The organism is Nesterenkonia sp. F, from assembly GCF_000220985.1.
GTDB lineage: Bacteria > Actinomycetota > Actinomycetes > Actinomycetales > Micrococcaceae > Nesterenkonia.
This window is the reverse complement of the sequence record NZ_AFRW01000118.1, coordinates 1-25,836: the sequence shown is the minus strand read 5'-3', so window position 1 is coordinate 25,836 and position 25,836 is coordinate 1. Positions and strand designations below refer to the sequence as shown.

The window sequence follows — 25,836 nt, the reverse complement described above, 5'->3', positions numbered from 1 at the left end:
GACAGCACGAGGACTGACGAGACATGACCTACCTGATCAACGATGCATCCGACTTCTCCGCCGAGGCGGTCCGCGGCCTGGTGGCCGCCCACCCCGAGCACGTCAGCGCCGTCCACGGCGGTGTGGTGCGCTCCACCGAGACGCCGAAGGGCCAGCCGGCGCTGGTGATCGGCGGCGGCTCCGGGCACTACCCGGCCTTCGCCGGCTGGGTCGGGCCCGGCATGGGCCACGGCGCCCCCTGCGGCAACATCTTCTCCTCCCCGTCGGCTTCGCAGGTCTACTCGGTGGCCCGCAACGCCGAGAACGGCGGCGGGGTCATCCTGGGCTTCGGCAACTACGCCGGCGACGTGCTGCACTTCGGCGCCGCCGCGGAGAAGCTGCGCGCCGAGGGCGTGGACGTGCGCATCGTCAAGGTCAGCGACGACGTCGCCTCCAACTCGGAGGAGAACCACCGCGACCGCCGCGGCATCGCCGGAGATCTGCCGGTGTTCAAGATCGCCGGGGCGGCCATCGAGGCCGGCGCCGACGTCGCCGAGGCCGAGCGGGTCGCCTCCAAGGCCAACGACGCCACCCGCTCCTTCGGACTGGCCTTCGACGGCTGCACGCTGCCCGGGGCGGAGGAGCCGCTGTTCCACGTCGCCGAGAACACCATGGGCGTGGGTCTGGGCATCCACGGCGAGCCGGGCGTGAAGGACCTGCCGATGGGCACCGCCTCCGAGGTCGCCGACCTGCTGGTCGACGGCGTGCTGGACGAGGACCCCGGGGTCGGATCCGGCCGTGTCGCGGTCATCCTCAACGGCCTGGGCACGGTGAAGTACGAGGAGCTCTTCGTCGTCTACGGTCGGGTGGCCGAGCGGCTGGAGACCGCCGGACTGACCCCGGTGCGTCCGGAGGTCGGCGAGTTCGTCACCAGCCTGGACATGGCCGGGCTCTCGCTGACCGTGGTCCACCTCGACGAGGAGCTGGAGCGGCACTGGACCGCCCCGGTGGACACTCCGGCCTACCGCCGCGGCGTCGTCGACGGCGAGCGGAGCCCGCGCACCGAGTTCTTCACCCCCGGCGAGGAGGAGGTCCCCGCCGCCCAGGAGGACGCGCAGCGGCAGGCCCGCCGCGTGCAGTCCGTGATCGAGCTCTTCGCGCGCATCTGCGCCGAGCAGGAGGAGGAGCTCGGCCGCATCGACGCGATCGCCGGCGACGGCGACCACGGGCAGGGCATGGTGCTCGGCAGTCGCGGCGCCGTCGAGGCCGGCGCCGCCGCCCTGGAGCGCGGCGCCGGCGCGCGGACGGTGCTGGTCCATGCCGGGACCGCCTGGGCCGAGTCGGCCGGAGGCACCTCCGGGGCGCTGTGGGGCGCGGCGCTGACCGCGGCCGGTCGGGCGCTCTCCGACGAGCGGGCCAGCGACGACGCGGCCAAGGGGCAGGCGCTGCTCGACGCCGTCGACGCGGTCCGCCGCCTGGGCGGCGCTGAAGTCGGCGACAAGACGATGATCGACGCCGCGGTTCCCTTCTCCGGCGAGCTGCGCAAGGCCCTCGACGCCGGCACGCCGCTGGCCGACGCCATCACCGCCGCCGCCGAGATCGCCCAGCAGGCGGCTCGGGACACCGCTGACATGACCGCCCGGCTGGGTCGTTCCCGGGTGCTCGGGGACAAGTCGCTGGGCACGCCCGACCCCGGAGCGGTCTCGTTCTCGCTGCTGATGCAGGCCCTCGGCGAGCACCTCGCCGAGGCGTGAGCACGTGTCCGGGCCTGAGCCGAGGAGGAGCCGCATGGAGCGGATCGACGGCGCCCCGTGGGTGGGCACCAGCTGGAAGATGACCAAGACGCTGGCCGAGGGTCGCGAGTTCGCCCGCGGGCTGGCCGAGGCGCTGGCCGCGGAACCGCGGCTGCGCGAGCGGGTGCATCCCTTCGTGATCCCGCCGCACACTGCGCTGGCCGCCGTCGCCGCGGAGCTGGACGGCTCCGGCGTCGTCGTCGGCGCGCAGAACGCCCATTGGGAGGACGCCGGCGCCTGGACCGGGGAGGTCTCGGTGCCGCAGGTCGCCGACGCCGGCGCGGCGCTGATCGAGATCGGCCACTCCGAGCGGCGCGAGCACTTCAACGAGACGGTGGAGACCACCGCCGCGAAGGTCGCGGCGACGCTGCGCCACGGGCTGACGCCGCTGCTCTGCGTGGGCGAGTCCGCCGAGGTCCGCGACGCCGGCGGCTCGGCCGAGCACGTCCTCGCCCAGGTCCGCGGGGCCCTGGAGGGGCTGTCCGAGGAGGAGCTGGGCCGGGTGCTGGTCGCCTACGAGCCCATCTGGGCGATCGGCGAGCAGGGGCGTCCGGCGACGGTGCCCGAGCTCGAGGAGCCCTTCGCCGCGCTGCAAGGCGAGTTCGGCAGCCGCACCGCGGCGGTCCTCTACGGCGGCTCGGTGCACCAGGACAACGCCGCCGAGCTGCTGGCCATGGACGACGTCGACGGTCTCTTCGTCGGCCGGGCCGCCTGGCGGCTGGAGGGTTACCTGGAGCTGCTGCGCCTGGCGGCCGGCTGAGCTGCGGCGTCCCCCTCGGCGTCCCCCTCCGGCGTCCTCTCCGGTGCGATCCGCGCCGGAGTGATCCTCGACGGCGGTGAGCACGCGGTCCTGGGCGGTGCCCATGTGCGAGCCCATGGCCGCCGCTGCGGCCTCCGGATCACCGGCGCGGACCGCCTCGATGATCGCCGCATGCTCCGTGATCGCCTCCTCGGCGTCCTGCGGCCGGGCGACGCCGCGATCGACCCAGATGCGCAGCAGCGCGCGCACGCTCTGCAGCAGCGCGGAGAGCGCGGCATTGCCCGTGCAGGCCGCCAGCTCCTGGTGGAAGTGCGCATCGGCCTCGATGAACTGCTGGCGGTCATCCAGGTCCTGGTGACGGGCCATCGTGTCGACGTGCCGCTGCAGGCGGTCGACGGCGTCGTCGTCGCGCCGCTCGGCGGCGTGCCGCGCCGCCTGCGTCTCCAGCGTCGAGCGCAGCTCGACCAGGTCGGCGACGTTCTGCGCACCGAGCATCAGGCCCCAGTTCAGCGTGCGGGGGAGCAGCTCGGAGGCATGCGACTGCAGGTACGTCCCCGAGCCGGGGCGGACCTCGACGATGCCCAGGATCTCCAGGGCGGCCAGGGCCTCGCGCACCGCTGAGCGGCCGGTGCCCAGCATCTCGGCCAGTTGGCGCTCGGCGGGCAGCCGGGTCCCCGGCTCCTGGCCGCCGGAGGTGAAGTAGGCCAGCAGCCGGGAGGCCACCGCCGCCGTCGGTGTGCTGGCCGGGATCGTCGACAGCCTGCCGTGGAGCTCTTCGGCCGGGTTCTGCGGATAACGAGGCATGCCGCGAGTGTATCGAGCAGGACCGGAGGGCGCCCCAATTGGTCAACCGGTTGACAACTCTGCGTTCCCCTGGTTCGCTGTGGTGAGTCAGATCACCCAGAACCTGCTTCACGGGAGGAGCCGCATGCTCGGCATCAGCACCTACGCCTATCTGTGGCGAGGGTCCGACCGGGTCCCCGAGCCATGGACGCTGCCGCAGATGCTCGCCGACGCCGCCTCGCTGGGCGCCGAGGTCTTCGAGATCTGCGACCACGCGCCCCTGGAGGACATGGGCGTCGCGCGGCTGCACGAGCTGCGCTCCCTCGCCGACGACCTGGACCTGCGGCTGGCGGTGGGCACCCGGGGCGTGCGCACCGCCCACCTGCGGCGCTTCCTCGCCGTCGCCGAGGCGCTGGGCGCCGGGACGGTCCGCTCGATGGTCCAGCCGGCCGACACCCCCGTCGACGTCGCCCGCGAGCAGCTGCGGGCCGCGCTGCCGGCCTACGCGGACGCCGGCGTCGAGCTGGCGCTGGAGACCTACGAGCAGCTGTCCACCGCCGCGCTGGTCGACCTCGTCGAGACCGTGGACAGCCCGGCGCTGGGCATCACTCTGGACCCGGGCAACTCCGTGGCCGCCCTCGAGCGCCCCGCCGACGTCGTCGCCGCGACCGCCGCCCATGTGAAGAACCTGCACGTGAAGGACTTCGCCTTCGTCCGCGAGCCCGGCTGGGTCGGATTCACGTTCAGCGGCGCGCGGCTGGGCGAGGGGCTCCTGGACTACGCGGCGATGGTCGAGGCGGTCGCGCCCGAGGAGCGCGGGATCGACCAGATCGTCGAGCACTGGCTGCCCTGGCAGGCCGACGCCGAGACCACCGTGGCGGCCGAGCACGACTGGACCGTCCACAGCATGGACTACCTGAAGAACCGTCTGAGGAGGACGCACGCATGACCATCGACACCACGACCATCGACACCACGACCATCGACACCACGACGATCGACACCATGACGATCGCGCTGATCGGCGCCGGCGGGAAGATGGGCCGCCGCATCACCGACAACCTGCGCACCACCGAGGCGCAGGTGCGCCACGTGGAGAAGTCCGAGGCCGGCGCCGAACGGCTGCGCGAGGCCGGCGTGGAGACCATGCCGCTGGAGGAGGCCGTCGACGGCGTCGACGTCGCCATCCTGGCGGTGCCCGACGTCGCCCTGGGCGCGGTCAGCGCCGAGGTCGTGCCGCTGCTGCCGGCCGGGGCGATCCTGATGACCCTGGACCCGGCCGCCGCCTATGCGGGACTGCTGAGCCCCCGCGACGACGTCGAGTACGTCTGCGCCCACCCGGCGCATCCCTCGATCTTCCTCAAGCGGCGCACCGACGAGGAGTACGCCGACACCTTCGGCGGCGTCGCGGCCCCGCAGCACGCCGTCGCCGCCGTGGAGTCCGGCGACGAGGCCGTCGCCGAGCGTGCGGCCGAGGTCATCCGCGCCATCTACGCGCCGGTGATCGACGTCCACTGGGTGACGGTCAAGCAGCTCGCGGTGCTGGAGCCGACGCTGGTGGAGACCATCGCCTGCATGATCGGCGAGCTGCTCCACGAGGCCCTCGAGGAGACCGTGAACACTGTCGGCGTCCCCCGCCAAGCCGCCGAGGCGCTCTTCCACGGCCACATCCAGGTCGCGCTGGCCAACGCGCTGCGCGGCGACAACCCCTTCTCCGAGGCCTGCCACATCGCCATGGGGCACGGCCGGGACATGATCATCAAGGAGGACTGGAAGCGCGTCTTCGACGACTCCGTCCTCGACGACACGATCGCCAAGATGCTGAAGATCGAGGCGGTCCGCCGCTGACGTCGTCGGGCCCCGTCCGTGCTGCCGGCCGGGTCCGCGTCGTCCGTGGGGAAGGAGACCACTGACCATGAGCACTCTCACCGTCATCGGAGTGGCCGTCGCCGCAGTCGCCGTACTGCTGGTGCTGGTCATCCGCTTCAAGGTTCCGGCCTTCGTGGCCCTGCTCGCCGCCGCCCTGGTGACCGCCCTCGCCAGCGGGATGCCGCTGGACGAGGTCATCCCGACCTTCGTCGACGGGATGGGCGGGACGCTGGGCTCGGTGGCCCTGCTGGTCGGGCTGGGCGCCATGCTCGGCGCGATCATCGAGAAGACCGGGGGCGCGGCCGCCCTGGCGACGACCCTGACCGCCGCGCTCGGCCCGCGGCGCGTCGGTCCGGCCCTGCTGCTGACCTCCGGGGTCTTCGCGGTGCCGATCTTCTTCGACGTCGGCTTCATCATCATGCTGCCGATCATCTTCTCCTTCGCGCGGGCCGCCGGTCACCGCGCGCCCATCGCCGTCGGCGCACCGATCGCCGCGCTGATGGTGTTCATCCACAACATGGTGCCGCCGCACCCCGGCGTGACCGGAAGCTCCACGCTGCTCGGGGCCGACGTCGGCCTGGTGACTCTGCTCGGCCTGGGGATCGCCGTGCCCATGGGCTTCCTGGTCCATGTCGTCGGCCGCCTGATCACCGACCGGCGGGACTTCCCGATCGACCCGATGGTCCGGCGGCGATTCGAGCAGACCGTCGACGCGCAGGACCGTCGGGCGACCGGCGAGGAGATCGGCACGGAAGGGGGCGACGGATCCGGCGGAGCCGCCGGCCGCCGGGCACCTGCTGGAGGGGGCGACGTCGCGACGGCCGTGCGGACAGCACCGACGCCGGTGCGCGGCCCCGGGGCCGTCTCCGTGGCCAGCATGGTGGTGCTGCCGGTGCTGATGATCACCGTCGGCACCCTCGGATCCCTCGTGGTCGCGGAGGAGAGCCTCCCCGGACGCGTCGTGTCGCTCGTCGGCGAGCCGGCCTTCGCGCTGCTGGTGACGGTGGCCGCGGCGATCTTCGTGCTGGGGATCCGCGGCGGGTGGAGCATGCGGGACCTCGGCGGGGTGATGGACTCCTCGCTGGCTCCCGCCGCCATCGTGGTGTTCGTGACCGGCGCCGGCGGCGTCTTCGCCGAGGTGCTCACCCAGACCGGCGTCGGCGACACCATCTCGCAGGAGCTGCTGGGCACCGGCATGCCGATCCTGCTGATGGCCTTCCTGCTGGCCACCGTCTTCAAGGTGGCGCAGGGCTCCGGCACGGTGGCGACGCTCGCCTCGGCGGGGCTGGTGCAGAACGTCGTCGTCGACGGTGACTTCACCTCCTTCCAGGTGGCGCTGATCGTGCTGGCCATCGGCTGCGGATCGGTGGCGCTGTCCCACATCAACGATTCCGGATTCTGGGTGGCCAACACCTTCCTGGGGCTCTCGGTGGCCGACGGGCTGCGCACCTGGACGGTGCTGACGACCGTGCTGGGGTGGACCACGATGATCATCCTCGCCGCGCTCTGGCTTCTGGCGGCGTGATCGTCCGGCGCAGAATGAGGTGACGACGGGAGAGCCGCCGCTCGGCGGCCTCGGAGGAGGAGTGAGCATGAGACAGGGACAGCCATCGACGGAGACGTCGCAGCTCGCCGGCCGGACGGTGATCGTCACCGGCGGCGGGTCGGGGATCGGCGCGGCGACCGCCCGGCTGGCGGCCCGGCGCGGGGCGGCCGTGGGCGTGGCGGACATCGACCGCGCGGCCGCCGAGGAGGTGCGCGACGAGATCTCCGCGGTCGGCGGCACGGCCGCTGCGCTGTCGGTCGACGTCTCGCAGGAGGCCGACGTCGCCCGCATGATCGCCGAGACGGCGGAGGCGCTCGGACCGGTGACCGGACTGGTCAACAACGCCGGCGTCATCGTCACGCGCGCGCTGGTGGACACCACGGTGGAGGACTGGGACCGGTGCCTGCAGGTCAACGCGCGCGGAGCGTTCCTGGGATGCAAGCATCTGGTGCGCCACGCCCGGGAGCACGGACGCGGCGCGGCGATCGTCAACACCGGATCCATCTCCGCGCTCGCCGGGCAGGACGGCCAGGCGGCCTACGCCTCCTCCAAAGGTGCGATCGTCCAGCTGACCCGGCAGGTCGCCGGCGAGCACGCCGCCGAGGGGATCCGGTGCAATTCCGTGGGGCCGGGCTCGGTACGCTCGGCGGTGCTGGACTCCTTCCTGGGCAGCCAGGAGGACCCGGCCGCGGCCGAAGAGTCTCTGGCCGCGACGCATCCGGTCGGGCGCATCGGCGACCCGGAGGAGGTCGCCGCGGCCATGTGCTTCCTGCTCGCCGACGAGGCCTCGTTCATCACCGGGGCGAATCTGCAGGTCGACGGCGGCTACACCGCGGTGTAGCCGCCTGAGGGAGGAGAGACCATGACAGCCCTGGACGAGCTGGTCCGCGACGGCGCCGAACCGGTGAAGATCGCCGACGGCGCGACCTGGTCCGAGGGGCCGTGCTGGATCCCGGAGACGAGCACCGTGCGGTGGAGCGACATCCACGGGGACCGCATCCTCCAGCATGACCTGCTCACCGGGGCGACCTCGGTGCATCGGGACGGGGTGGAGTTCACCAACGGGCGCACGCGGCGCGCCGACGGCGCGATCGTGCAGTGTTCGCACGGCTTGCGCCGGATCGAGGTCGAGCGCGACGGCGTGGTCGAGCCGCTGGTGGAGCGATGGTCGGGCGGGCGCTTCAACTCGCCGAACGACGTCGTCGTCGCCTCCGACGGCGCGGTTTGGTTCACCGACCCGCACTACGGCATCACCGTCGCGGGGGAAGGGCACCCGGGGGAGATGGAGTACGGAGGCTGCCATGTCTTCCGCGTCGACCCCGAGACCGGCGAGGCCGAGCCGATGATCACCGACATCGCCGAGCCGAACGGCCTGGCCTTCTCCCCGGACGAGTCGGTGCTGCACGTCAGCGACACCTCGGCGGTGCGCCGGCCGGTCGGCGTCGGCGAGCGGCGGGTGGTCTCCTACGACGTCGTCCGGGAGCAGGGAGAGCAGGGGAGGATCCGCTGCACCGGCGGTCGTACGCTCTTCGAGATCCCCGCGGGCATCCCGGACGGGATCCGGGTGGACGAGGCCGGACGGATCTGGAGCTCGGCGGCCGACGGCGTCCACGTGTACACCGACGCCGGCGAGCACCTGGGACGCATCCCGGTGCCGGAGGTCGTGGGGAATCTCTGCTTCGGCGGCGCCGACGGACGGGAGCTGTTCATCGCCGCCACCACCGGCATCTACCAGCTGCCCGTCGCCGTGCGCGACGCGACCTGGTCACGGATCGGCGGCTGACCGGCGCCCGTTCGTCGCCGCGGATGGCATGATGAGCGTGTCCCCCGGGGTGGAGCGGCGCCGCCCGAGGGCGGTCGTGCCGTCCGCCGCGAGACGAAGGAGACGCCCGTGACGACTGCAGACTCCGAACCCGCCGACGCCTCGGTCGCCGATGCGGAGACGCTGGCCGCCCTGGTCCGCGCCGGGCTGATCCCCGAGGGCGCGACGCCGACCAAGGTCGCCGACGGCGCGATCTGGTCCGAAGGTCCCTGCTGGATCCCGGAGACGGGCACGGTCCGGTGGAGCGACATCCCCGGCGACCAGATCCTGGAGCACGACCCGGCCGCCGGCCGGACGCGCGTCCATCGCGCCGGCGTGGAGTTCACCAACGGGCGCACGCGCGGCGCCGACGGCGCGATCGTGCAGTGCTCGCACGGCCGGCGCCGGATCGAGGTCGAGCGCGACGGCGAGGTCGCCCCGATCGTCGAGCGCTTCGCCGGCGGACGCTTCAACTCGCCGAACGACGTCGTCGTCGCCTCCGACGGGGCGGTCTGGTTCACCGACCCGCCCTACGGGATCGTGAACCCGCGCGAGGGCCATCCCGGCGAGTTCGAATACGGCGGCTGCCACGTCTTCCGCGTGGACCCGGAGACCGGGGAGGCCGAGTCGATGATCACCGACATGGGCGACCCCAACGGCCTGGCCTTCTCCCCGGACGAGTCGGTGCTGCACGTCAGCGACACCTCGGCGGGCCGGCTGACCTCCGGCGGACACCGGCACGTGCGCTCCTACGACGTCGTCCGCACCGAGGGGCGGGTGCGCTGCACCGGTGGGCGGGTGCTCTTCACGCCGCCGGCCGGGGTGCCCGACGGCATCCGGGTCGATGAGGCCGGGCGGGTCTGGAGCTCGGCGGCCGACGGCGTCCATGTCTATTCCGCCGACGACGGCGCGCACCTGGGCGCCGTCCCGGTGCCGGAGGTGGTGGCCAACCTCTGCTTCGGCGGCCCGGAGGGTCTGGACCTCTACATCGCCGCCACCACGGGGCTGTACCACCTGCCGGTGCTGGTGCGCGACACGACCTGGTCGCGGATCGGCGGCTGAGCGCGCCCGCCCCGGCGATGAGTCCGTGGAAGGCGTGGGAATATCGCATCTTTCCCACACCTTCCACGGACTCATCGCCCGGGTGATGAGGCAGATCAGCCGTCGGAGGAGACGCGGCCGGCGACGGCGTGCAGGTGGCGCCGCAGGGCGTCGTCGACCGTGGTCGGCTCGCGGGTCTCGAAGGCGGCCAGCACCTCGGCGTGCTCGGCGACGGCCTCCTCCATGTCCAGCCGGCCGTGGTCGGCGGTCTGGCGCATGCGCTGGATGTGGGTCTGCAGCGAGTCCAGCGACTGCTGCAGGAAGACGTTTCCCGAAGCGCGCACGATCGCCAGGTGGAAGGCCCAGTCCGAGGTGAAGTACTCGCGCAGCTCCGCGAAGCCCTCGCCGTAGGCCGGCCGGCCCGCGTCCAGTCGGCGGCGCACCCGCTCGGCGGCGGCCTCGTGCCGGGCGTGGGCGGCGCGGAGCTCGGGCAGCAGCTCGTCGATGCGGGCCATCGCGCGGGCGGCGGCGGCCGGCTCCAGGATCAGCCGCATGTCGAAGAGCTGCTCGAGCTGCTCGCGGGACATCGGCGGGGCCACCCGGTAGCCCTTCAGCGCCTCGCGGGTGACCAGGCCGGTGTGCTCCATCTGCACCAGCGCCTCGCGCACCGGGGTGGGGGAGACTGCGAGCTCGCGGGCCAGCGCGTCGATGGTCAGCGAGCTGCCGGCCGGCGCGGAGCCGTCCAGGATCTTCTCGAGCAGCGCGTCGTAGACCCCGTCGCGCAGCGCGCGCCGAGAGATCGACGGGCTCGGGCGCGCGCCGACGTCGTCGGGGCCGGGCTCGGCGGCGGGCTGGGAAGTCGTCATGATCCCTCGATCCTAGCTGGACGTCCTCCGGGCGCTCGATGCCGCGGAGCCCTCTCTCATCATGCGGTCGTCGGGCCGATGGTGCGACACGTCACGTCACCGACTTCCCAATATCCTATTGGATATGTGACAGTAGTGTGCGTCACATGGCCGGTGGACGCCGACGTCCGCAGATTCTGGAGGTTCGATCCGTTGATCGCCCACGACGCTGAGACCTGGCCGATCGCCGGCAACATGCTGGCCTTCGGCAGCGCCACGCCCGACGGCACACCCGTGCACGAGGCCGAGGCCGCCTACTGGGCCGACTGCCTGCGGCAGATGCGCGAGCTGGGCTTCGACCACATCGATCCCACCGACGCCTGGCTGCCGCTGCATCGGCTCTCCGCAGAGCGGCTGGAGGAGTTCCGCGGCGTGCTGGCCGCCGAGGGACTGGGCATCTCGTCGATCTCGATGACGCGGAACTCCGTCGTCGACGCCGAGCACGGTGAGCGGAACCTCGCCGACGCCCACCGGCTGATCGACATCGCTCCGACGTTCGGAGCGGCGATCGTCAACACCGGCTTCATGCAGGCCTTCACCCCCGCCCAGGCCGAGGCGCAGTGGTTCTGGCACGCCGCCGGCCACGTCGACGACCCGGCGCTGCGTCCGCTGGCGATCGAGCGCGTCCGCGAGCTCGGCGACCACGCGCAGGCCAACGGCATCCAGCTGAGCCTGGAGATGTACGAGGACACCTTCATCGGCACCCCCGAGCGTGCGGTGGCCTTCCTCGAGGAGGTCGACCACCCCGCCGTCGGCCTCAACCCGGATCTGGGCAATCTGGTGCGACTGCACCGCCCGCTGGAGGAGCTGGGCGGCACGCCGGAGGAGATGCACGAGAAGGTCCTGCCGCACATCAACTTCTGGCACATCAAGAACTACTCGCGGGACTACGACCCGGCCACCGGCGCGTACTTCTCCGCCCCGACGCCGCTGAAGACCGGCTACATCAACTACCGCCGGATGATCCGCCGCGCGCTCGAGCTGGGCTTCACCGGCCCGTTCTGCTGCGAGCACTACGGCTCCGACTCGATCGGCGTCTGCGCCGAGAACCGCGACTACATCCGCGGCGTGCTCGCCTCGGCCCTGCCTCGCTGACCGCATCCCGACACTGCCCGACCATCACCCAGGAGGGTCCCCCATGACATCCACAGTCCAGTCCATCAGCACCGTCACCGTCGTCGGCGCCGGCTACATGGGCGGCGGCATCGCCCAGTCCCTGGCGCTGGCCGGCTACACCGTGGAGATCGTCGACGTCGACGTCGAGGCCTCGCGCCGCGGCCTGGAGCGTCTGCTCGGCGAGGCGCAGGACTTCGAGGACCAGGGCCTCTACCCGGCCGGCTCCACGGAGACCATCCGGGCGAATCTGACCGCCGGCCGCACGCTGGAGGAGGCCGTCGCCGACGTCGACTTCATCGAGGAGGCGGTCTTCGAGTCCCCCGAGGTGAAGAAGGACGTCCTCGGCCGGATCTCCGAGAGCGCCCGCGAGGACGCGATCATCGGCACCAACACCTCCACCATCCCGGTGCACGTGCTGGCGCCGGCGGTGAAGCGCCCCGAGCGCTTCTTCACCGTGCACTACTCCAATCCGGCGCCGTTCATCCCCGGCGTGGAGCTGGTCTCCGGCGAGGAGACCGCCCCCGAGGCCGTCGCGGCGGTCAAGGAGCTGCTGGAGCGTTCGGGCAAGGAGGGCGCCGAGGTCGCCGACAAGCCGGGCATGGTGCTCAACCGTCTGCAGTACGCGCTGCTGAAGGAGGCGGTGAACGTCGTCGAGGAGGGCGTGGCCACGCCCGAGGCGGTCGACACCATCGTGCGCACCACCTTCGGCTTCCGGCTGGGCTTCTTCGGCCCCTTCGCCATCGCCGACCAGGCCGGCCTGGACGTCTATGCCAAGTGCTTCACCATCGTCGAGGACGCCTACGGCGAGCGGATGGCGACGCCGCAGATGCTCACCGACAACGTCGAGGCCGGCCGCCACGGCGTGAAGAACGGCAAGGGCTGGACCGGCGACTTCGACGAGGAGACCGCCGCCGAGCTGGTCGCCTACCGGAACAAGGCCTACGCGAAGATGGGCGACCTGCTGCGCGAGCTGGGTCCGGCGCCGCGCGGCACCGGCAGCGACCAGGTCTGAGCCCTGCCCGGCCGCGCGGCCACCGCGCGGCCTCGGGCAGTCGACGCCCGGCGCAGTCGGCTCCCGCCACCACCGCGCATCGGCCCGGGCCCGCCGTCGTCGACGGCGGGCTCCGGCCGGAGTGCATCCCGCGCCGCCCGTGAGCGTCGTCACCACGTCTGCGGCCGCCCTCGCCGCGCGGCCCACCTCCCCTCATCACGACATCCTCGTCCGCCATCCCGCCGCCTGAGGCGGCGGGCGACCCACGGAGAATCCCCGTATGCTTGAGACACTGTCGTCCGGGCTTTCGCCCCTGGCCGCCGCCGACGTCGGACGGTCCTTCGAGCCCGGCACCCCGGTGCTGCTGACGATCGCCGCGCTGGCGATCGTGCTGCTGCTGGTGCTGATCATCAAGGTCCGCCTGCACGCCTTCTTCGCCCTGATCATCACCTCGCTGGCGACCGGACTGGCCGCCGGCATCCATTACGGGGAGGTCTTCGACGTCGTCGTCGACGGATTCTCCTCGACCATCGGCGGCGTCGCGCTGCTCATCGGCTTCGGCGCCGTGCTCGGCCGACTCGTCGAGGTCTCCGGCGGCGCCCAGGTGCTGGCCGACCGGATGCTGGCGACCTTCGGCGAGAAGCGCGCCCCGCTGGCCCTGGCGGTGGCCTCGCTCTTCTACGCCTTCCCGATCTTCCTCGACGCCGGCTTCATCGTGATGCTGCCGATCATCTACACCGTCGCCCGGCGGCTGCAGGGCGGCTTCATGATCTACGTGCTGCCCTCGGTCGGCGCGTTCCTGATGATGCACGCGCTCACCCCGCCGCATCCCGGCCCGACGGCGGCGGCGACGGTGATGGGCGCCGACATCGGCACCGTGCTGGTCGTCGCGATGCTCGTCGGCCTCCCGACCTGGTACCTGGCCGGCTACCGGCTGGGCCTGCTGCTGGCGAAGAATCATCCGAACATGCCGGTGCCGGACATCTTCGGCGAACCGGAGATCACCGAGCACGTGCGGGCCCCGAAGTTCGGCACGGTGATCTTCTGTCTGCTGCTGCCGCTGGCGCTGATCTTCTACAACACGGTCTTCAGCACGCTGGAGTCCACCGGCGCCGTCGCCGCGGACAATGTGGGGCTGACCATCTCCAAGCTCATCGGCCCGACGCCGATCGCGCTGCTGATCGCCACGCTGACGGCGATGTACCTGCTCTATCTCCGGCCGCGCCGCGGGGTGCAGGACATCCGCTCGGGCCTCTCGGACCTGGTGGACAAGGCCTTCGCCCCGGTCTGCTCGATCATCCTGATCACCGGCGCCGGCGGCGCCTTCGGCGGCGTGCTGACCGCCACCGGCATCGGCGACTCCATCGCCTCGGCGCTGGACTCCTTCGGGATGCCGGTCATCCTGGCGGGCTTCCTGGTCGCCGTCGCCGTGCGCGTCGCGCAGGGCTCGGCGACGGTCGCGGCGACGACGGCGGGCTCGATCATGGCCCCGAGCGTCGCCGAGCTGGGCCTGGAGGGCTTCGGGCTGGCGGCGATCGTGGTGGCCATCGTGGCCGGCTCGATCACCTGCTCGCACTTCAACGACTCGGGCTTCTGGATGGTCGGCCGCTTCTGCGGCTTCGACACGGTCACCACGTTGAAGACCTGGTCGGTCATCGGCACCGCCATCGGCGTGCTGGCGTTCCTGCTGGCCTGGGTGGTCTACGCCCTGGTCGCCTGAGCGAGGCCGCTGCGCGAGCGATGAGTCCGCGGTTCGTGCGGGAAAGACGGTTCTTTCCCGCACGAACCGCGGACTCATCGTGTCTCGGGGAGGGGGTGGCCGGGTGACGACGACCCGGGGGTGAACACCTGTGCACGTGATTCTTGACACATGTTCCCGTCGGCATTAGTTTTGCAGGACCACATAATGTGAATCACATCACTCGCATGCACTGACGAGGAAAGGATCACGCTCATGCCTGCACGTCGAACGACGTCCGTGGTCGCCGGCCTCTCGGCCGTCTCGCTGCTCGCCCTCTCCGCCTGCGGAGGCTCCGGAGGCGACGAGAACCCCGACGCGTGGGTCCTCAACGGCGGCGTCTGGCCGGTGGTCGAGGAGGACCTGGACCGCTACAGCGAGGAGACCGAGGGGGTGGACTTCCAGGTCGAGAGCTTCGCGAACGACGTCTACAAGGAGCGGATCCGCACCGCCGTCGGCTCCGGCGAGGCGCCGACGATGATCGTCGGCTGGACCGGCGGCACGCTGCTGGAGTACGTCGAGGAGGACTATCTGGTCGACATCACCGAGCAGACCGAGGGGCTGCAGGATCGGCTCATCGACTCGGTGGCGGACAACGGCGTCGTCGACGGCACCACCTACGCGGTGCCGATGAACAACATGCAGCCGGTGGTCCTGTACTACAACAGGCAGGTCCTCGCCGACGCCGGCGTCGAGGCGCCGACCACCTGGCAGGAGCTCATGGATGTGGTGCCCGCGCTGGAGGAGCAGGGCGTGCATCCGTTCTCGCTGGCCGGCAACTCGCGCTGGCCGTACCTGATGTGGGCCTCCTACCTCACCGACCGGCTGGGCGGCGCGGAGGTCTTCGAGGCCGTCGTCGCCGGCGAGGAGGACGCCTGGTCCCACCCGGCCATCATCGAGGCCATGGAACGCTGCCAGGAGCTCGTCGAGGCCGGGGCCTTCGACCCCGGCTTCGCCTCGGTCTCCGCCGACCAGAACGAGGACGGTCAGCTGGTCGCCGACGGCGAGGCCGCCATGGTCCTGCAGGGCAGCTGGGTCTACTCCCGGCTGCTCCAGGACGAGCCCGATTTCGTCGAGTCCGGTGACCTGGGCTTCACCACCTTCCCCGCCGTCGAGGGCGGCGAGGGCGACCCGAGCAGCATCGTCGGCAATCCGGCGAACTTCTGGTCGATCTCCGCCGACGCGAGCGAGGAGCAGCAGGAGGCCGCTTCCGGCTACCTGGAGGATTCGCTGTTCAACGAGGAGTACGTCGACGGGATGCTCGAGACCGGCAATCTGCCGCCGCTGACCGGTCTCGAGGACGAGATCGCCGAGACCGAGGACCAGGAGTTCCTCGGCTTCGCCTACGACGCCGTCCAGGAGGCCGACACCTTCCAGCTCTCCTGGGACCAGGCGGTGGCCCCCTCGCAGGTGCAGCCGCTGCTGGAGAACCTGGAGAAGGTCTTCCTGCAGGAGATGAGTCCGGAGGAGTTCGCCGAGGAGATGAACGCGACTCAGGGGCAGTGAGTCGTCGGCGTCCCGCTTCGGCGGGGTGCGGGGGAGCGTCGCGCGGGCGGCGGACGGTCGGAGGCGGCCGTCCGTCGCCCGCGGTGCGTCCGGGGTGTGATCAGAGACATATGTGGCGCTTGACACCCAGGTTCGATCTATTTAGTCTTTCGGCAAGACGAAATGCCGATCATATGGCATCACCTGCCGTGCGACCGCCTCCTCCCCGGTCGGTCGACGGCGTCTCGCCCTGATGAGAAAGGATCTCTCATGAACACCCGCACCCTCACCCGCACCGGCGCGGCGAGCGTCGCCGCCGCCTCGCTGCTGGCCCTCTCCGCCTGCGGCGGATCCGGCGGAGGCTCCGGAGACGGGGCCGGCGCCTGGATCCTGACCGGCGGCGGCTGGCCGAACGTCGAGTCGGACATCCAGCGCTGGAACGACCAGGCCGAGGACGGCCGGCAGATCGCGGTGGAGTCGTTCGAGAACGACGCCTTCAAGGAGCGCATCCGCACCGTCGTCGGCTCCGGCGAGGCGCCGACGCTGATCATGAACTGGACCGGCGGCACGCTGGCCGAGTATGTGGCCGAGGAGCGCGTCGTCGACATCACCGACGAGGTCGGCGACCTGGAGTCCCGCGTCCACGAGTCGGTCTGGAACAACGGCGTCGTCGACGGCTCGACCTACGGCGTGCCGATGAACGGCGTGCAGCCGGCGGTCATGTACCTCAACCAGGACGTCTTCGACGAGGCCGGGGTCGAGGTCCCGCAGACCTGGGCCGAGGTCAAGGAGGTCATCCCGCAGCTGCGCGACGCCGGCTACACGCCGTTCTCGCTGGCCGGCGGCTCGGTCTGGCCGGCGCTGATGTGGCTGCAGTACCTCACCGACCGCCACGGCGGCGCCGAGGTCTTCCAGGCCGTCGTCGACGGCGAGGAGGGCGCCTGGAGCGACGAGTCGATCCTCTGGGCTCTGGAGGAGATCCAGTGGCTGGCGGACGAGGGCGGCTTCGACGAGACCTTCACCGGCGTCGACGCCTCGCAGAACGAGGATGCGCGCCTGCTCGCCGAGGGCGAGGCCGCGATGCTGCTGCAGGGCTCCTGGGTCTACTCGACCATCCACGCCGACTTCCCGGAGTTCGCGCAGTCCGACGCCTTCGGCTTCACCGAGTTCCCCGCACTGGAGTCCGGCGAGGGCGACCCGAGCAACATCACCGGCAACCCGGCGAACTTCTGGTCGGTCTCGGCCGACGCCTCCGAGGAGGAGCAGGAGGTCGCGGTGGACTACATCACCGAGCACCTCTACAACGACGAGTACGTGCAGGACACCCTCGACGACGGCAACCTTCCCCCGCTGAACGACATCGACGAGGAGATCGAGTCTGCGGAGAACGCCGACTTCCTGACCTTCGCCGACGAACTGGTCAGCGAGGCGGACAACTTCCAGCTCTCCTGGGATCAGGCGGTGGCCCCCGAGGTCTCGCAGCCGCTGATGGAGAACCTGGAGAAGATCCTGGTCGGCGAGATCACGCCGGAGGAGTTCGCCGAGGCGATGAACGGGCAGCAGGGCTGATCGCCGCATGACCCAGACTGTGACGTCCCCCAAGTCCGACGCGCGGCGCCGTCAGGGACCCTCGTTCCTGATGGCGCTGCCGGCGGTGCTCTTCTTCGGCCTCTTCGCGCTGGTGCCGCTGGCCGGCGTCGTCGTGCTGTCCTTCATGTCCTGGGACGGCCTCGGCACGCCGTCGTTCAACGGCCTCGACACCTGGTTCCGCATCCTGCAGGAGGACCAGACGCGCAATGCGCTGTGGCTGACCTTCCTGTTCGTGGTCATCTCCTACGTCTTCCAGGCGCCGGTGGCGCTGCTGCTGGGCGTGTTCATGGCCGGCCAGCAGAAGTACCGGGCCTTCCTGTCGGTGCTCTACTTCCTGCCGCTGCTGTTCTCCTCGGTGGCCGTCGGCATCACGTTCCAGACGCTGTTCAGCCCCAACTACGGACTGAGCCCCGCGCTGGGGTGGGACTGGCTCCCCGCCCAGTGGCTCGGCGACCCGAACATCGCGCTGCTGGTGGTGATCTTCGTCGTCGGCTGGTGCTTCGTGCCGTTCCACTCGCTGCTGTACCAGGCCGGCGTGCGCCAGATCCCGGCGACCATCTACGAGGCCGCCACGATCGACGGCGCCGGGCGCATGCGTCAGTTCTTCAGCCTGACGCTGCCGCAGCTGCGCTACACGATCATCACGTCCTCCACGCTGATGCTGGTGGGATCGCTGACCTACTTCGACCTGGTCTTCGTCCTCACCCAGGGCGGACCGGCCGGAGCGACCCGGATCCTTCCGCTGGACATGTACATCACCGGCTTCCGCGAGTACGACATGGGCGGAGCCTCGGCCATCGCGGTGATCCTGGTGGCCGTCGGAGTGACCCTCTCCCTGCTGCTGAACAAGATCTCCGGATCCAGCCGCATGGAGAGCGACAAGGCAGGGGCGTGAGATGAGCACGACTGTGGACGACACCTCCCGTCAGGGGAGCGGCCGCGCGACGTCGGGCGCCGGATCAGGCCGCCCGGCCGCCGCGGCCCCGAAGGCGCAGGGCCCGAACCACAAGGCCCGCAAGCCCACCGACCGTCCGAACATCCTGGGCGGCCTGGCCGGCTGGGCCTGGCTGGCGGTCATCATCCTGCCGATCTACTTCATCGTCATCACGGCGTTCCGCAGCCGCCAGGACCTGGCCAACTCGAACCCGCTGGTGCCCTCGAGCGAGCCGACGCTGCAGAACTTCGTCAAGGTCCTCGAGAACGACTTCATGCACTTCTTCTTCAACTCGGTCATCGTCACGGTGGCCGTGGTGGCGGCGGTGCTGGCGGTCTCGCTGATGGCCTCGTACTACATCGTCCGCTCGACGACCTTCGGCGGCCGTCGGCTGTTCAGCCTGATCCTGCTGGGCATCGCGATCCCGGTGCAGGCGACGATCATCCCCGTCTACTACCTGATCCGAGAGCTCGGACTGTACGACACCCTGTGGGCGCTGATCCTGCCGCAGATCGCCTTCGCGATCCCGCTGAGCGTGCTGATCATCGTCAACTTCGTCCGCGACATCCCCGCCGAGCTCTTCGAGTCGATGCGCGTGGACGGCGCCGGCGAGTGGAAGATCCTGCTGAACCTCGTGCTGCCGATGGCGATCCCGGCGATGATGACCGTCGGCATCTATCAGGCGCTGCAGGTGTGGAACGGGTTCCTCTTCCCGCTGATCCTCACGCAGAGCCGCGAGGTCCGCGTGCTGCCGCTGTCGCTGTGGGAGTACCAGGGCCAGTTCGCCGTCGACGTGCCGGCCACGCTGGCCGCCGTCGTGCTCTCGGCGCTGCCGCTGCTGGCCGCCTACATCATCGGCCGCCGCTACATCGTCGCCGGGCTGACCGCCGGCTTCAGCAAGTGACCCAGCCCTGCCGAGGGCGCATCCGAGGATGGACCAGAGGACGAAGGAGACTCCTGTGACCGATGTGACCGCCGAGCGCCTCACCGGAGCGTGGAACGACGCCTCGCGCCCCGTCGCCGAGCGCGTCGAGGCCCTGCTGGCCGAGATGACCCTGGAGGAGAAGGTCTCGCAGCTGGGCTCGCACTGGGAGATGCGCCAGGACGAGGAGGCCCAGGGCGAGGTCGCGCCGATGGAGAGCGCGATGTCGGCGGGCAAGCTGCCCTTCGAGCAGGAGATCGTCGACGGCGAGGGCCAGCTGACCCGCACCTACGGGACGACGGCGCTCTCGGTGCCCGAGGGCGCGGCCGACCTGCGCGAGCGGCAGGCCGCCGTCGTCGCGGCCAACCGCTTCGGCATCCCGGCCGTCGCCCACGAGGAGTGCCTGACCGGCTTCACCGCCTACCAGGCCACCGTCTACCCGACCTCGCTGGCCTGGGGCGCGACCTTCGACCCCGAGCTGGTCGAGGAGATGGCCGCGGCCATCGGCGCCGACATGGCCGCCGTCGGCGTCCAGCAGGGCCTCTCGCCGGTGCTCGACGTCGTCCGCGACGCCCGCTGGGGCCGCGTCGAGGAGACCATCGGCGAGGACCCGCACGTGGTCGGCACCGTGGGCACCGCCTACGTGAAAGGGCTGCAGAAGGCCGGCATCATCGCCACGCTGAAGCACTTCGCCGGCTACGCCGCCTCGCGGGCCGGACGGAACCACGCGCCGGTGCACATCGGTCCGCGCGAGCTGCACGACCTGATCCTGCCGCCGTTCGAGATGGCGGTGCGCGAGGGGCAGGTCGGCTCGGTGATGAACTCCTACGCCGACATCGACGGCGAGCCGCCGGCGGCGTCGCGCCGGCTGCTCACCGAGATCCTGCGCGACGAGTGGGGCTTCGAGGGCACGGTGGTCGCCGACTACTGGTCGGTGGCCTTCCTGGAGTCGATGCACCGTGCGGCCGCCGACCAGGCCGAGGCTGCCCGCCTGGCGGTCTCGGCCGGGCTCGACGTGGAGCTGCCGCACACCGGCGGCTACCGCACGCTGGCCCAGCAGGTCCGCGACGGGAAGCTCGACGAGGCGATCGTCGACCGCTCGGCGCGCCGGGTGCTGCGCCAGAAGATCGAGCTCGGGCTGCTCGACGCCGGCGCGGGCGAGACCTGGGAGCCGGCCGTCGACGAGTCGACGGACCTGGACTCGGCGTCCAACCGCGCGCTGGCGAAGAAGGTCGCCGAGCGTTCGCTGGTGCTGCTGAAGAACGACGACGGCGTGCTGCCGGCCCGCCCCGAGTCGCTGTCCGGCAAGCGGGTGGCCGTCGTCGGCCCTTCGGCCGACGAGCCGCGGACGATGATGGGCTGCTACTCCTTCCCGAACCACGTGCTGGCGAAGTACCCCGCCGGCACCTTCCCGCATCGCGGGATCGGGGTCCCGATGCCGACGATCCTGGAGTCGCTGCGCGAGGCCTGGGGCGGGGCCGAGATCACCCACGCGTCCGGCTGCCCGATCGTCGAGCACGACGCCTCGCGGATCGCCGAGGCCGCCGAGCAGGCCGCCGCGGCGGACCTGGCGGTGGTCACCGTCGGCGACCTGGCGGGCATGTTCGGCGCCGGAACCTCCGGCGAGGGCTGCGATGTCGAGGACCTGCGGCTGCCCGGCGCCCAGCAGGAGCTGGTCGAGGCGGTCCTCGACGCCGCCGAGGCCTCGTCCACGCCGGTGGTGCTCGCCGTCGTCTCCGGGCGTCCCTACGCCCTGGGGGCGGTCGCCGAGCGCTGCGCGGCGATCGTGCAGGCCTTCTTCCCCGGCGAGGAGGGCGGCCCGGCGCTGGCCGAGCTGCTCAGCGGTTCGATCGAGCCCGCCGGACGGCTGCCGATCAGCGTGCCCGCGCTGCCGGGCGGACAGCCGGCGGGCTACCTGGCCGCGCCGCTGGGGCAGAACAGCGAGGGCGTGTCCAATCTGGACCCGACGCCGCTGTACCCCTTCGGCCATGGGCTGAGCTACACCACGGTGGAGTACTCCGGGCTCCAGGTCTCGGCCGCCGAGATGCCGGTGGACGGCACGGTGGAGGTCTCGGCGACGGTGACCAACAGCGGCGAGAGGCCCGTGGACGAGCTGGTCCAGCTGTACGTCGGCGATCGGATCGCCCAGGTGGCGCGTCCGGTGCGGCAGCTGATCGGCTACGCCCGTGTCGAGCTGGCGCCGGGGGAGTCGAGGCGGGTGACCTTCGAGGTGCACGCCGATCGGTTCTCCTTCATCGGCGTCGACCTGCGACGCATCGTCGAGCCGGGCACGATGGACCTGTGGATCGGCCGCTCCGCGGGCGATCTGCCGCTGGCCGGGGAGGTCGAGCTGACCGGCGCGCTGCGCGAAGTCACCGGCGCCCGGGTGATGACCACTCCCGCCCGCGAGGGCTGAGCGGGTCCCGGATCGTCAGTCGCAGCTCCGTCTCGCGCGGGGAATCGACGCGTTCCCGCACCAGGTGGGCCGCGTCCCGGGTGCGACGGACGCTCGGCGACGCGGTGCGAGCGGCGACGGCGGCGGCGAGCTGCCTCGGAGATGCGAACCGGGTGCCGTCGTCGCCGACCGCTCAGCGCGGAGGCGCGCCCGCCGGGGCGACGTGACCCGATGCACCACCTCATCCCGGGCCGGAGGGGTCCCCAGGCCGGGGGTGCTCGTCGTAGCATGCAGACGTCAGGGCGACATCAGGACGACATCAGGACCCACGGGGCGGACGGACCGTCCCCAGGAGGTATCACCGCATGGCAGACGAACAGTTCGCCGACTACACCGTCCCGGGACTCGCGACGGAGAACGGCCACGAGATCGCGGGGCTGTTGCAGATCCGGCTGCACGCCTTGAACGACCTGCAGCTGACGCTGAAGCACGTCCACTGGAACGTCACCGGCCCGCACTTCATCGGCGTGCACGAGATGATCGACCCGCAGGTGACCACGGTCCGCGGGTTCGTCGACGAGCTCGCCGAGCGGATCGCCACCCTCGGCGGATCCCCCAGCGGTCGCACCGGCGAGCTCGTCGGCGCACGCCACTGGGAGGACTACCCGCTGGGCAAGGCCGACACCATGGCCCACCTGGCCGAGCTCGAGAAGGTCTACAGCGGCGTCATCGGCGACCATCGCGAGGTGATCGCCAAGTCCGGCCAGGTCGACCCGATCACCGAGGACATCCTGATCGGCCAGACCAAGGAGCTCGAGCAGTTCCAGTGGTTCATCCGCGCCCACCTGGAGCGCTCGGCCGGCTGATCCGGCCCGCTCCTCATAGGCACCCCCCCCCACGGTGACTCGGCGGAAAGTGCGGGAATAGATTCGCTTTCCCGCACTTTCCGCCGAGTCATCGCTGTGACGGGTGGGCTCAGTCCCGCTCGGCGTAGAGGCCGCGGCGGGCGGCGTAGGCCTCGCGCACCTGCGGCGTCGGCTCGGCGGTGAAGGTGTGCACCGTCGACGTCGTCCACGCCGGCGGCTGCGCGGCCCCGGAGAGCACCCACGCCGCCTGCCGCGCCGCGCCGTCGGCGACGTACTCGCCCGGCTCGGGCACCTGCACCTCGCGGCCGAGCACCGCCGGGGCGATCTGCTGCACCGCCGCCGAGCGGGCCGCGCCGCCGATGAGCTTCACCGACTCCACCGGCACACCCTGCCCGGTCATCGCCTCCAGCCCGTCGGCCAGGCCGCAGAGCAGTCCTTCGACGGCGGCCCGCGCCACGTCGGCTGGGTTCATCGAGGCCAGCGAGAGCCCCACGAAGGAGCCGGTGGCCCGCGGCAGGTTCGGCGTGCGCTCGCCCTCCAGATAGGGGATCAGCGTCAGATCGTCGGCGCCGGGCGCGGCGGAGAGCGCCAGCTCGGCCAGCCGGTCGTGGTCGACGTCGAGCATCCGGGCCGCGCCGTCGAGCACGCGGGAGCCGTTCAGCGTCACCGCCAGCGGCAGGAAGGCGCCGGTGGCGTCGGCGAAGCCGGTGACCATGCCGGTGGGGTCCTGGATCGGCTGCGGGGAGATCGCCGAGACCACCCCGGAGGTTCCGATGGAGATCGCCACGTCTCCCGGCGTCATGCCCAGCCCCAGCGCGGCCGCGGCGTTGTCCCCGGCTCCGGGGCCGAGCACCAGCTCGCCCCATCCCCGGGAGGCATCGCCGGCGCCGGCGCGCTCGCCGGGCTGAAGCACCTGCGGCAGCACGATCTGCTCGGCGGCGTCCTCGTCGATGCGCAGCGCCCGGGCCAGCAGGTCGCGGCGGTACACGCCGCCGGCGGGATCGTAGTAGCCGGTGCCCGAGGCGTCGGAACGGTCCGTGGTGAGCTCCTCCAGCCGGGCGGCGCCGGAGAGCTTCCAGGTCAGCCAGTCGTGGGGGAGGGCGACGGCGGCCACGCGCCGCGCGTTCTCCGGCTCGGCGTCGGCCAGCCAGCGCAGCTTGGTCACCGTCAGCGAGGCCACCGGCACCGAGCCGGTCATCCGGGTCCACTCGGCCGCGCCGGTCGTGCCGCCGCCGAGCTCGGCGACCAGGTCCTCGGCGGCGTCGGCCGAGCGCGTGTCGTTCCACAGCAGCGCGTCGCGGATGACCTCGCCCTCGGCGTCGAGAGCGACCATGCCGTGCTGCTGGCCGCCGACGGCGGCAGCGGCGACGTCGCCCAGCCCGCCGGCCTCCTCGATCGCCCGCTGCAGCGCCTCCCACCAGGCGGAGGGTGCCACGGAGGTGCCGTCGGGGTGCTTGGCGGAGCCGGTGCGGACCAGCTCGCCGGTCTCGGCGTCGCGGATGACGACTTTGCAGGACTGGGTCGAGGAATCGATGCCGGCGACGAGCGTGGGCACTGCGGTCTCCTTGGTGCTGAGGCGGGTGTCGGGATCGGTGTCAGTCTAGAGGCAGAGGGTGACCTGCGGCACAGCAGGCCGCAGACACGTGCGGGGAAGTCGCCGGCGTCACGGGCGGTGCCTGATCCGACGCGGCGGCTTCCCCGCACGTCTCCCGTCGGCGGATCAGCCGATGAGGTGCTTCAGCGCCAGCTGGTTGAGCTGCACGAATCCGAAGTTCCGCTCGGCGGCCTGCTCCGGGTCGAAGTCCTCGTAGGCGGAACGGTCGGCCAGCAGGTCGCCGATCGACTCGCCCTCGGCCAGGGTGGACTCGCCGAGCTCGTAGATGCCGGCGGCCCGCATGGCCTCCTGGACCTCCGCGTCGGCGCGGTAGGCCTTCGCCTTCTCGGCGAGCATGGTGACCATCTCGATGTTGGCCTTCGCCGAGTCCCAGATGCCCTGCACGTGGTCGGTGCGGGCGGGCTTGTAGTCGAAGTGGTACCAGCCGTCGTAGCGCGGGCCGCCGCCGGGGAAGCCGTTGACCAGCAGGTCGATGGTGAAGAAGGCCGAGGTCAGGTCGCCGTGGCCGAAGACCAGGTCCTGGTCGTACTTGATCGAGCGCTGGCCGTTGAGGTCGATGTGGAACAGCTTGCCGGCCCACAGCGCCTGGGCGATGCCGTGGGTGAAGTTCAGCCCCGCCATCTGCTCATGGCCGGTCTCCGGGTTCAGTCCGACGATGTCACCGTGCTCGAGCTGGGCGATCATGCCCAGGGCATGACCGATCGTCGGCAGGAAGATGTCGCCGCGGGGCTCGTTCGGCTTCGGCTCCAGGCCGATGCGCAGGTCGTAGCCCTTCTCCTTGATGTAGGCGGCGACGGTGTCGAGGCCCTCGGCGTAGCGCTGGTGCGCGGCGTGCAGGTCCTTCGCGCCGTCGAACTCGGAGCCCTCGCGCCCGCCCCACATCACGAAGGTCTCGGCGCCGAACTCGGCGGCGCGGTCGACGTTGCGCAGCAGTTTGCGCAGGCCGAAGCGACGGATCGAGCGGTCGTTGGAGGTCAGCCCGCCGTCCTTGAAGACCGGGTGGCCGAAGGTGTTGGTGGTGACCATCTCGACGGTCAGCCCGACCTGTTCGGCGACCTCCTTGAACGTCGAGAAGTACTTCTCCCGCTCGGCGTCGTCGGTGCCGAAGGGGGCGACGTCGTCGTCATGGAAGGTGACGCCGTCGGCTCCGGCCTCCTTGAGCTGAGGCAGATACTCCCACGGCTCGAAGGCCGGTCGCGAGGCGGAGCCGAACTGGTCCTGGGCGGTCCAGCCGACGGTCCAGAGGCCGAACGAGAACTTGGGGGAGACGGCGTCGTGATGGGTCATGGAGGTCCTCCTTGGCAGAAGAATGCGGGGCGAGCGCATAGTGTGGAGCACAGGTGTGACTCGGCACTCATTTTGTTTCTAGATCGAACCTAAATCTTACGGGGGATAAGATCAAGTCCGTGACCGAATCGAGACCCGGCGACGCCGACGCTCAGCCGCCCGCCGGACCCGCGTCCGGGTCCGGGTCCGGGCGAGGGGCCGGAGCGCGCGCCGCCGACCAGGACGCCGCACGGAACGCCGCACGGAACGCAGCCCAGGATGCCGCCCCCGACGAGGCCCCGGACGAGGGCCGGGGAACGGGTCGGGGAGAGTCGCGCTCAGCCGGCGGGCGCGTCGTCGGCCCGGCCCCGATCGCCCGGCTGGGCCGTCGCGGCGCCGGCCGGGGGCTCAACGGCGGCGGGGACGACGTCCAGCCCGGTC

20 protein-coding genes and 1 pseudogene are annotated in these 25,836 nt (G+C 71.4%); 17 read left to right on the top strand and 4 right to left on the bottom strand.

Annotated elements, in window-relative coordinates; genetic code table 11:
• Positions 1-23: 23 nt before the first annotated feature.
• Complete coding sequence (locus GU5_RS0110335) at positions 24-1,733, top strand: dihydroxyacetone kinase family protein (protein ID WP_010525498.1); 1,710 nt, start codon at positions 24-26, stop codon at positions 1,731-1,733.
• Between the two features lie 34 nt (positions 1,734-1,767).
• Positions 1,768-2,532: a triose-phosphate isomerase gene (locus tag GU5_RS0110330; protein WP_010525497.1), complete on the top strand. Its 765-nt coding sequence runs from the start codon at positions 1,768-1,770 to the stop codon at positions 2,530-2,532.
• Between the two features lie 162 nt (positions 2,533-2,694).
• On the opposite strand, the pseudogene GU5_RS16815 reads toward GU5_RS0110330, so the two are convergent.
• Positions 2,695-3,336, bottom strand: a pseudogene (locus tag GU5_RS16815) (FadR/GntR family transcriptional regulator); the annotation flags it as partial.
• Between the two features lie 124 nt (positions 3,337-3,460).
• On the opposite strand from GU5_RS16815, the gene GU5_RS0110320 reads away from it, so the two are divergent.
• The 6 genes from GU5_RS0110320 (at position 3,461) to GU5_RS0110295 (ending at position 9,593) form a co-directional block, all read left to right on the top strand.
• Positions 3,461-4,264, top strand: a complete 804-nt coding sequence (locus GU5_RS0110320; protein ID WP_010525495.1) for a sugar phosphate isomerase/epimerase — start codon at positions 3,461-3,463, stop codon at positions 4,262-4,264.
• Entirely contained in the window at positions 4,261-5,163 is a 903-nt protein-coding gene (locus GU5_RS0110315) for a phosphogluconate dehydrogenase C-terminal domain-containing protein (protein ID WP_010525494.1), read from the top strand. Before GU5_RS0110320 ends, GU5_RS0110315 begins: the two co-directional genes overlap by 4 nt.
• Before the next feature lie 67 nt (positions 5,164-5,230).
• Positions 5,231-6,709 (top strand): GntP family transporter, encoded by a 1,479-nt coding sequence (locus tag GU5_RS0110310; protein ID WP_010525493.1) that lies wholly within the window; start codon positions 5,231-5,233, stop codon positions 6,707-6,709.
• 67 nt (positions 6,710-6,776) lie between these two features.
• Positions 6,777-7,571 (top strand): SDR family NAD(P)-dependent oxidoreductase, encoded by a 795-nt coding sequence (locus tag GU5_RS0110305; protein WP_010525492.1) that lies wholly within the window; start codon positions 6,777-6,779, stop codon positions 7,569-7,571.
• Positions 7,572-7,592: 21 nt separating this feature from the next.
• Entirely contained in the window at positions 7,593-8,513 is a 921-nt protein-coding gene (locus tag GU5_RS0110300) for an SMP-30/gluconolactonase/LRE family protein (RefSeq protein ID WP_010525491.1), read from the top strand.
• A 108-nt stretch (positions 8,514-8,621) separates the two neighbouring features.
• Positions 8,622-9,593, top strand: a complete 972-nt coding sequence (locus GU5_RS0110295) for an SMP-30/gluconolactonase/LRE family protein (RefSeq protein WP_010525490.1) — start codon at positions 8,622-8,624, stop codon at positions 9,591-9,593.
• Between the two features lie 95 nt (positions 9,594-9,688).
• On the opposite strand, the gene GU5_RS0110290 is transcribed toward GU5_RS0110295, so the two are convergent.
• Positions 9,689-10,438 (bottom strand): GntR family transcriptional regulator, encoded by a 750-nt coding sequence (locus GU5_RS0110290; protein ID WP_010525489.1) that lies wholly within the window; start codon positions 10,436-10,438, stop codon positions 9,689-9,691.
• Between the two features lie 192 nt (positions 10,439-10,630).
• Between GU5_RS0110290 and GU5_RS0110285 the strand changes: the two genes are divergently transcribed.
• The 9 genes from GU5_RS0110285 to GU5_RS0110245 all read left to right on the top strand — a co-directional run bounded on the left by GU5_RS0110285 (position 10,631) and on the right by GU5_RS0110245 (position 22,514).
• Positions 10,631-11,572, top strand: a complete 942-nt coding sequence (locus GU5_RS0110285) for a sugar phosphate isomerase/epimerase (protein WP_010525488.1) — start codon at positions 10,631-10,633, stop codon at positions 11,570-11,572.
• 43 nt (positions 11,573-11,615) lie between these two features.
• Positions 11,616-12,605 (top strand): 3-hydroxyacyl-CoA dehydrogenase family protein, encoded by a 990-nt coding sequence (locus tag GU5_RS0110280; protein ID WP_010525487.1) that lies wholly within the window; start codon positions 11,616-11,618, stop codon positions 12,603-12,605.
• Positions 12,606-12,864: 259 nt separating this feature from the next.
• On the top strand, positions 12,865-14,304 hold the full coding sequence (locus GU5_RS0110275; RefSeq protein ID WP_010525486.1) for a GntP family permease: 1,440 nt from the start codon (positions 12,865-12,867) through the stop codon (positions 14,302-14,304).
• Positions 14,305-14,538: 234 nt separating this feature from the next.
• On the top strand, positions 14,539-15,828 hold the full coding sequence (locus GU5_RS0110270) for an ABC transporter substrate-binding protein (RefSeq protein ID WP_033228149.1): 1,290 nt from the start codon (positions 14,539-14,541) through the stop codon (positions 15,826-15,828).
• Positions 15,829-16,077: 249 nt separating this feature from the next.
• Positions 16,078-17,376: an extracellular solute-binding protein gene (locus GU5_RS0110265; RefSeq protein WP_010525484.1), complete on the top strand. Its 1,299-nt coding sequence runs from the start codon at positions 16,078-16,080 to the stop codon at positions 17,374-17,376.
• A gap of 7 nt (positions 17,377-17,383) precedes the next feature.
• Positions 17,384-18,292, top strand: a complete 909-nt coding sequence (locus GU5_RS0110260) for a carbohydrate ABC transporter permease (protein WP_010525483.1) — start codon at positions 17,384-17,386, stop codon at positions 18,290-18,292.
• Between the two features lies 1 nt (position 18,293).
• Entirely contained in the window at positions 18,294-19,235 is a 942-nt protein-coding gene (locus GU5_RS0110255) for a carbohydrate ABC transporter permease (protein ID WP_083830475.1), read from the top strand.
• A 55-nt stretch (positions 19,236-19,290) separates the two neighbouring features.
• A complete protein-coding gene (locus tag GU5_RS0110250) occupies positions 19,291-21,669 on the top strand; it encodes a glycoside hydrolase family 3 N-terminal domain-containing protein (protein ID WP_010525481.1) in 2,379 nt (792 codons plus the stop codon).
• A gap of 344 nt (positions 21,670-22,013) precedes the next feature.
• Positions 22,014-22,514, top strand: coding sequence for a Dps family protein (locus GU5_RS0110245; protein ID WP_010525480.1), 501 nt, complete (start codon positions 22,014-22,016; stop codon positions 22,512-22,514).
• Between the two features lie 109 nt (positions 22,515-22,623).
• Here the strand turns inward: GU5_RS0110245 and xylB are convergent, their stop codons facing one another.
• The gene (xylB, locus tag GU5_RS0110240; RefSeq protein WP_010525479.1) at positions 22,624-24,069 is read right to left on the bottom strand and encodes a xylulokinase; all 1,446 of its coding nucleotides are present in this window, start codon (positions 24,067-24,069) and stop codon (positions 22,624-22,626) included.
• A gap of 165 nt (positions 24,070-24,234) precedes the next feature.
• Positions 24,235-25,416 (bottom strand): xylose isomerase, encoded by a 1,182-nt coding sequence (gene xylA / locus GU5_RS0110235; protein ID WP_010525478.1) that lies wholly within the window; start codon positions 25,414-25,416, stop codon positions 24,235-24,237.
• Positions 25,417-25,836: the final 420 nt, after the last annotated feature.

Coding starts and splice junctions, on each gene's coding strand:
- GU5_RS0110335 (WP_010525498.1), top strand. CDS start 24: ATGACCTACCTGATCAACGATGCATCCGACTTCTCCGCCGAGGCGGTC.
- GU5_RS0110330 (WP_010525497.1), top strand. CDS start 1,768: ATGGAGCGGATCGACGGCGCCCCGTGGGTGGGCACCAGCTGGAAGATG.
- GU5_RS0110320 (WP_010525495.1), top strand. CDS start 3,461: ATGCTCGGCATCAGCACCTACGCCTATCTGTGGCGAGGGTCCGACCGG.
- GU5_RS0110315 (WP_010525494.1), top strand. CDS start 4,261: ATGACCATCGACACCACGACCATCGACACCACGACCATCGACACCACG.
- GU5_RS0110310 (WP_010525493.1), top strand. CDS start 5,231: ATGAGCACTCTCACCGTCATCGGAGTGGCCGTCGCCGCAGTCGCCGTA.
- GU5_RS0110305 (WP_010525492.1), top strand. CDS start 6,777: ATGAGACAGGGACAGCCATCGACGGAGACGTCGCAGCTCGCCGGCCGG.
- GU5_RS0110300 (WP_010525491.1), top strand. CDS start 7,593: ATGACAGCCCTGGACGAGCTGGTCCGCGACGGCGCCGAACCGGTGAAG.
- GU5_RS0110290 (WP_010525489.1), bottom strand. CDS start 10,438: ATGACGACTTCCCAGCCCGCCGCCGAGCCCGGCCCCGACGACGTCGGC.
- GU5_RS0110280 (WP_010525487.1), top strand. CDS start 11,616: ATGACATCCACAGTCCAGTCCATCAGCACCGTCACCGTCGTCGGCGCC.
- GU5_RS0110275 (WP_010525486.1), top strand. CDS start 12,865: ATGCTTGAGACACTGTCGTCCGGGCTTTCGCCCCTGGCCGCCGCCGAC.
- GU5_RS0110270 (WP_033228149.1), top strand. CDS start 14,539: ATGCCTGCACGTCGAACGACGTCCGTGGTCGCCGGCCTCTCGGCCGTC.
- GU5_RS0110265 (WP_010525484.1), top strand. CDS start 16,078: ATGAACACCCGCACCCTCACCCGCACCGGCGCGGCGAGCGTCGCCGCC.
- GU5_RS0110260 (WP_010525483.1), top strand. CDS start 17,384: ATGACCCAGACTGTGACGTCCCCCAAGTCCGACGCGCGGCGCCGTCAG.
- GU5_RS0110255 (WP_083830475.1), top strand. CDS start 18,294: ATGAGCACGACTGTGGACGACACCTCCCGTCAGGGGAGCGGCCGCGCG.
- GU5_RS0110245 (WP_010525480.1), top strand. CDS start 22,014: ATGGCAGACGAACAGTTCGCCGACTACACCGTCCCGGGACTCGCGACG.
- xylA (WP_010525478.1), bottom strand. CDS start 25,416: ATGACCCATCACGACGCCGTCTCCCCCAAGTTCTCGTTCGGCCTCTGG.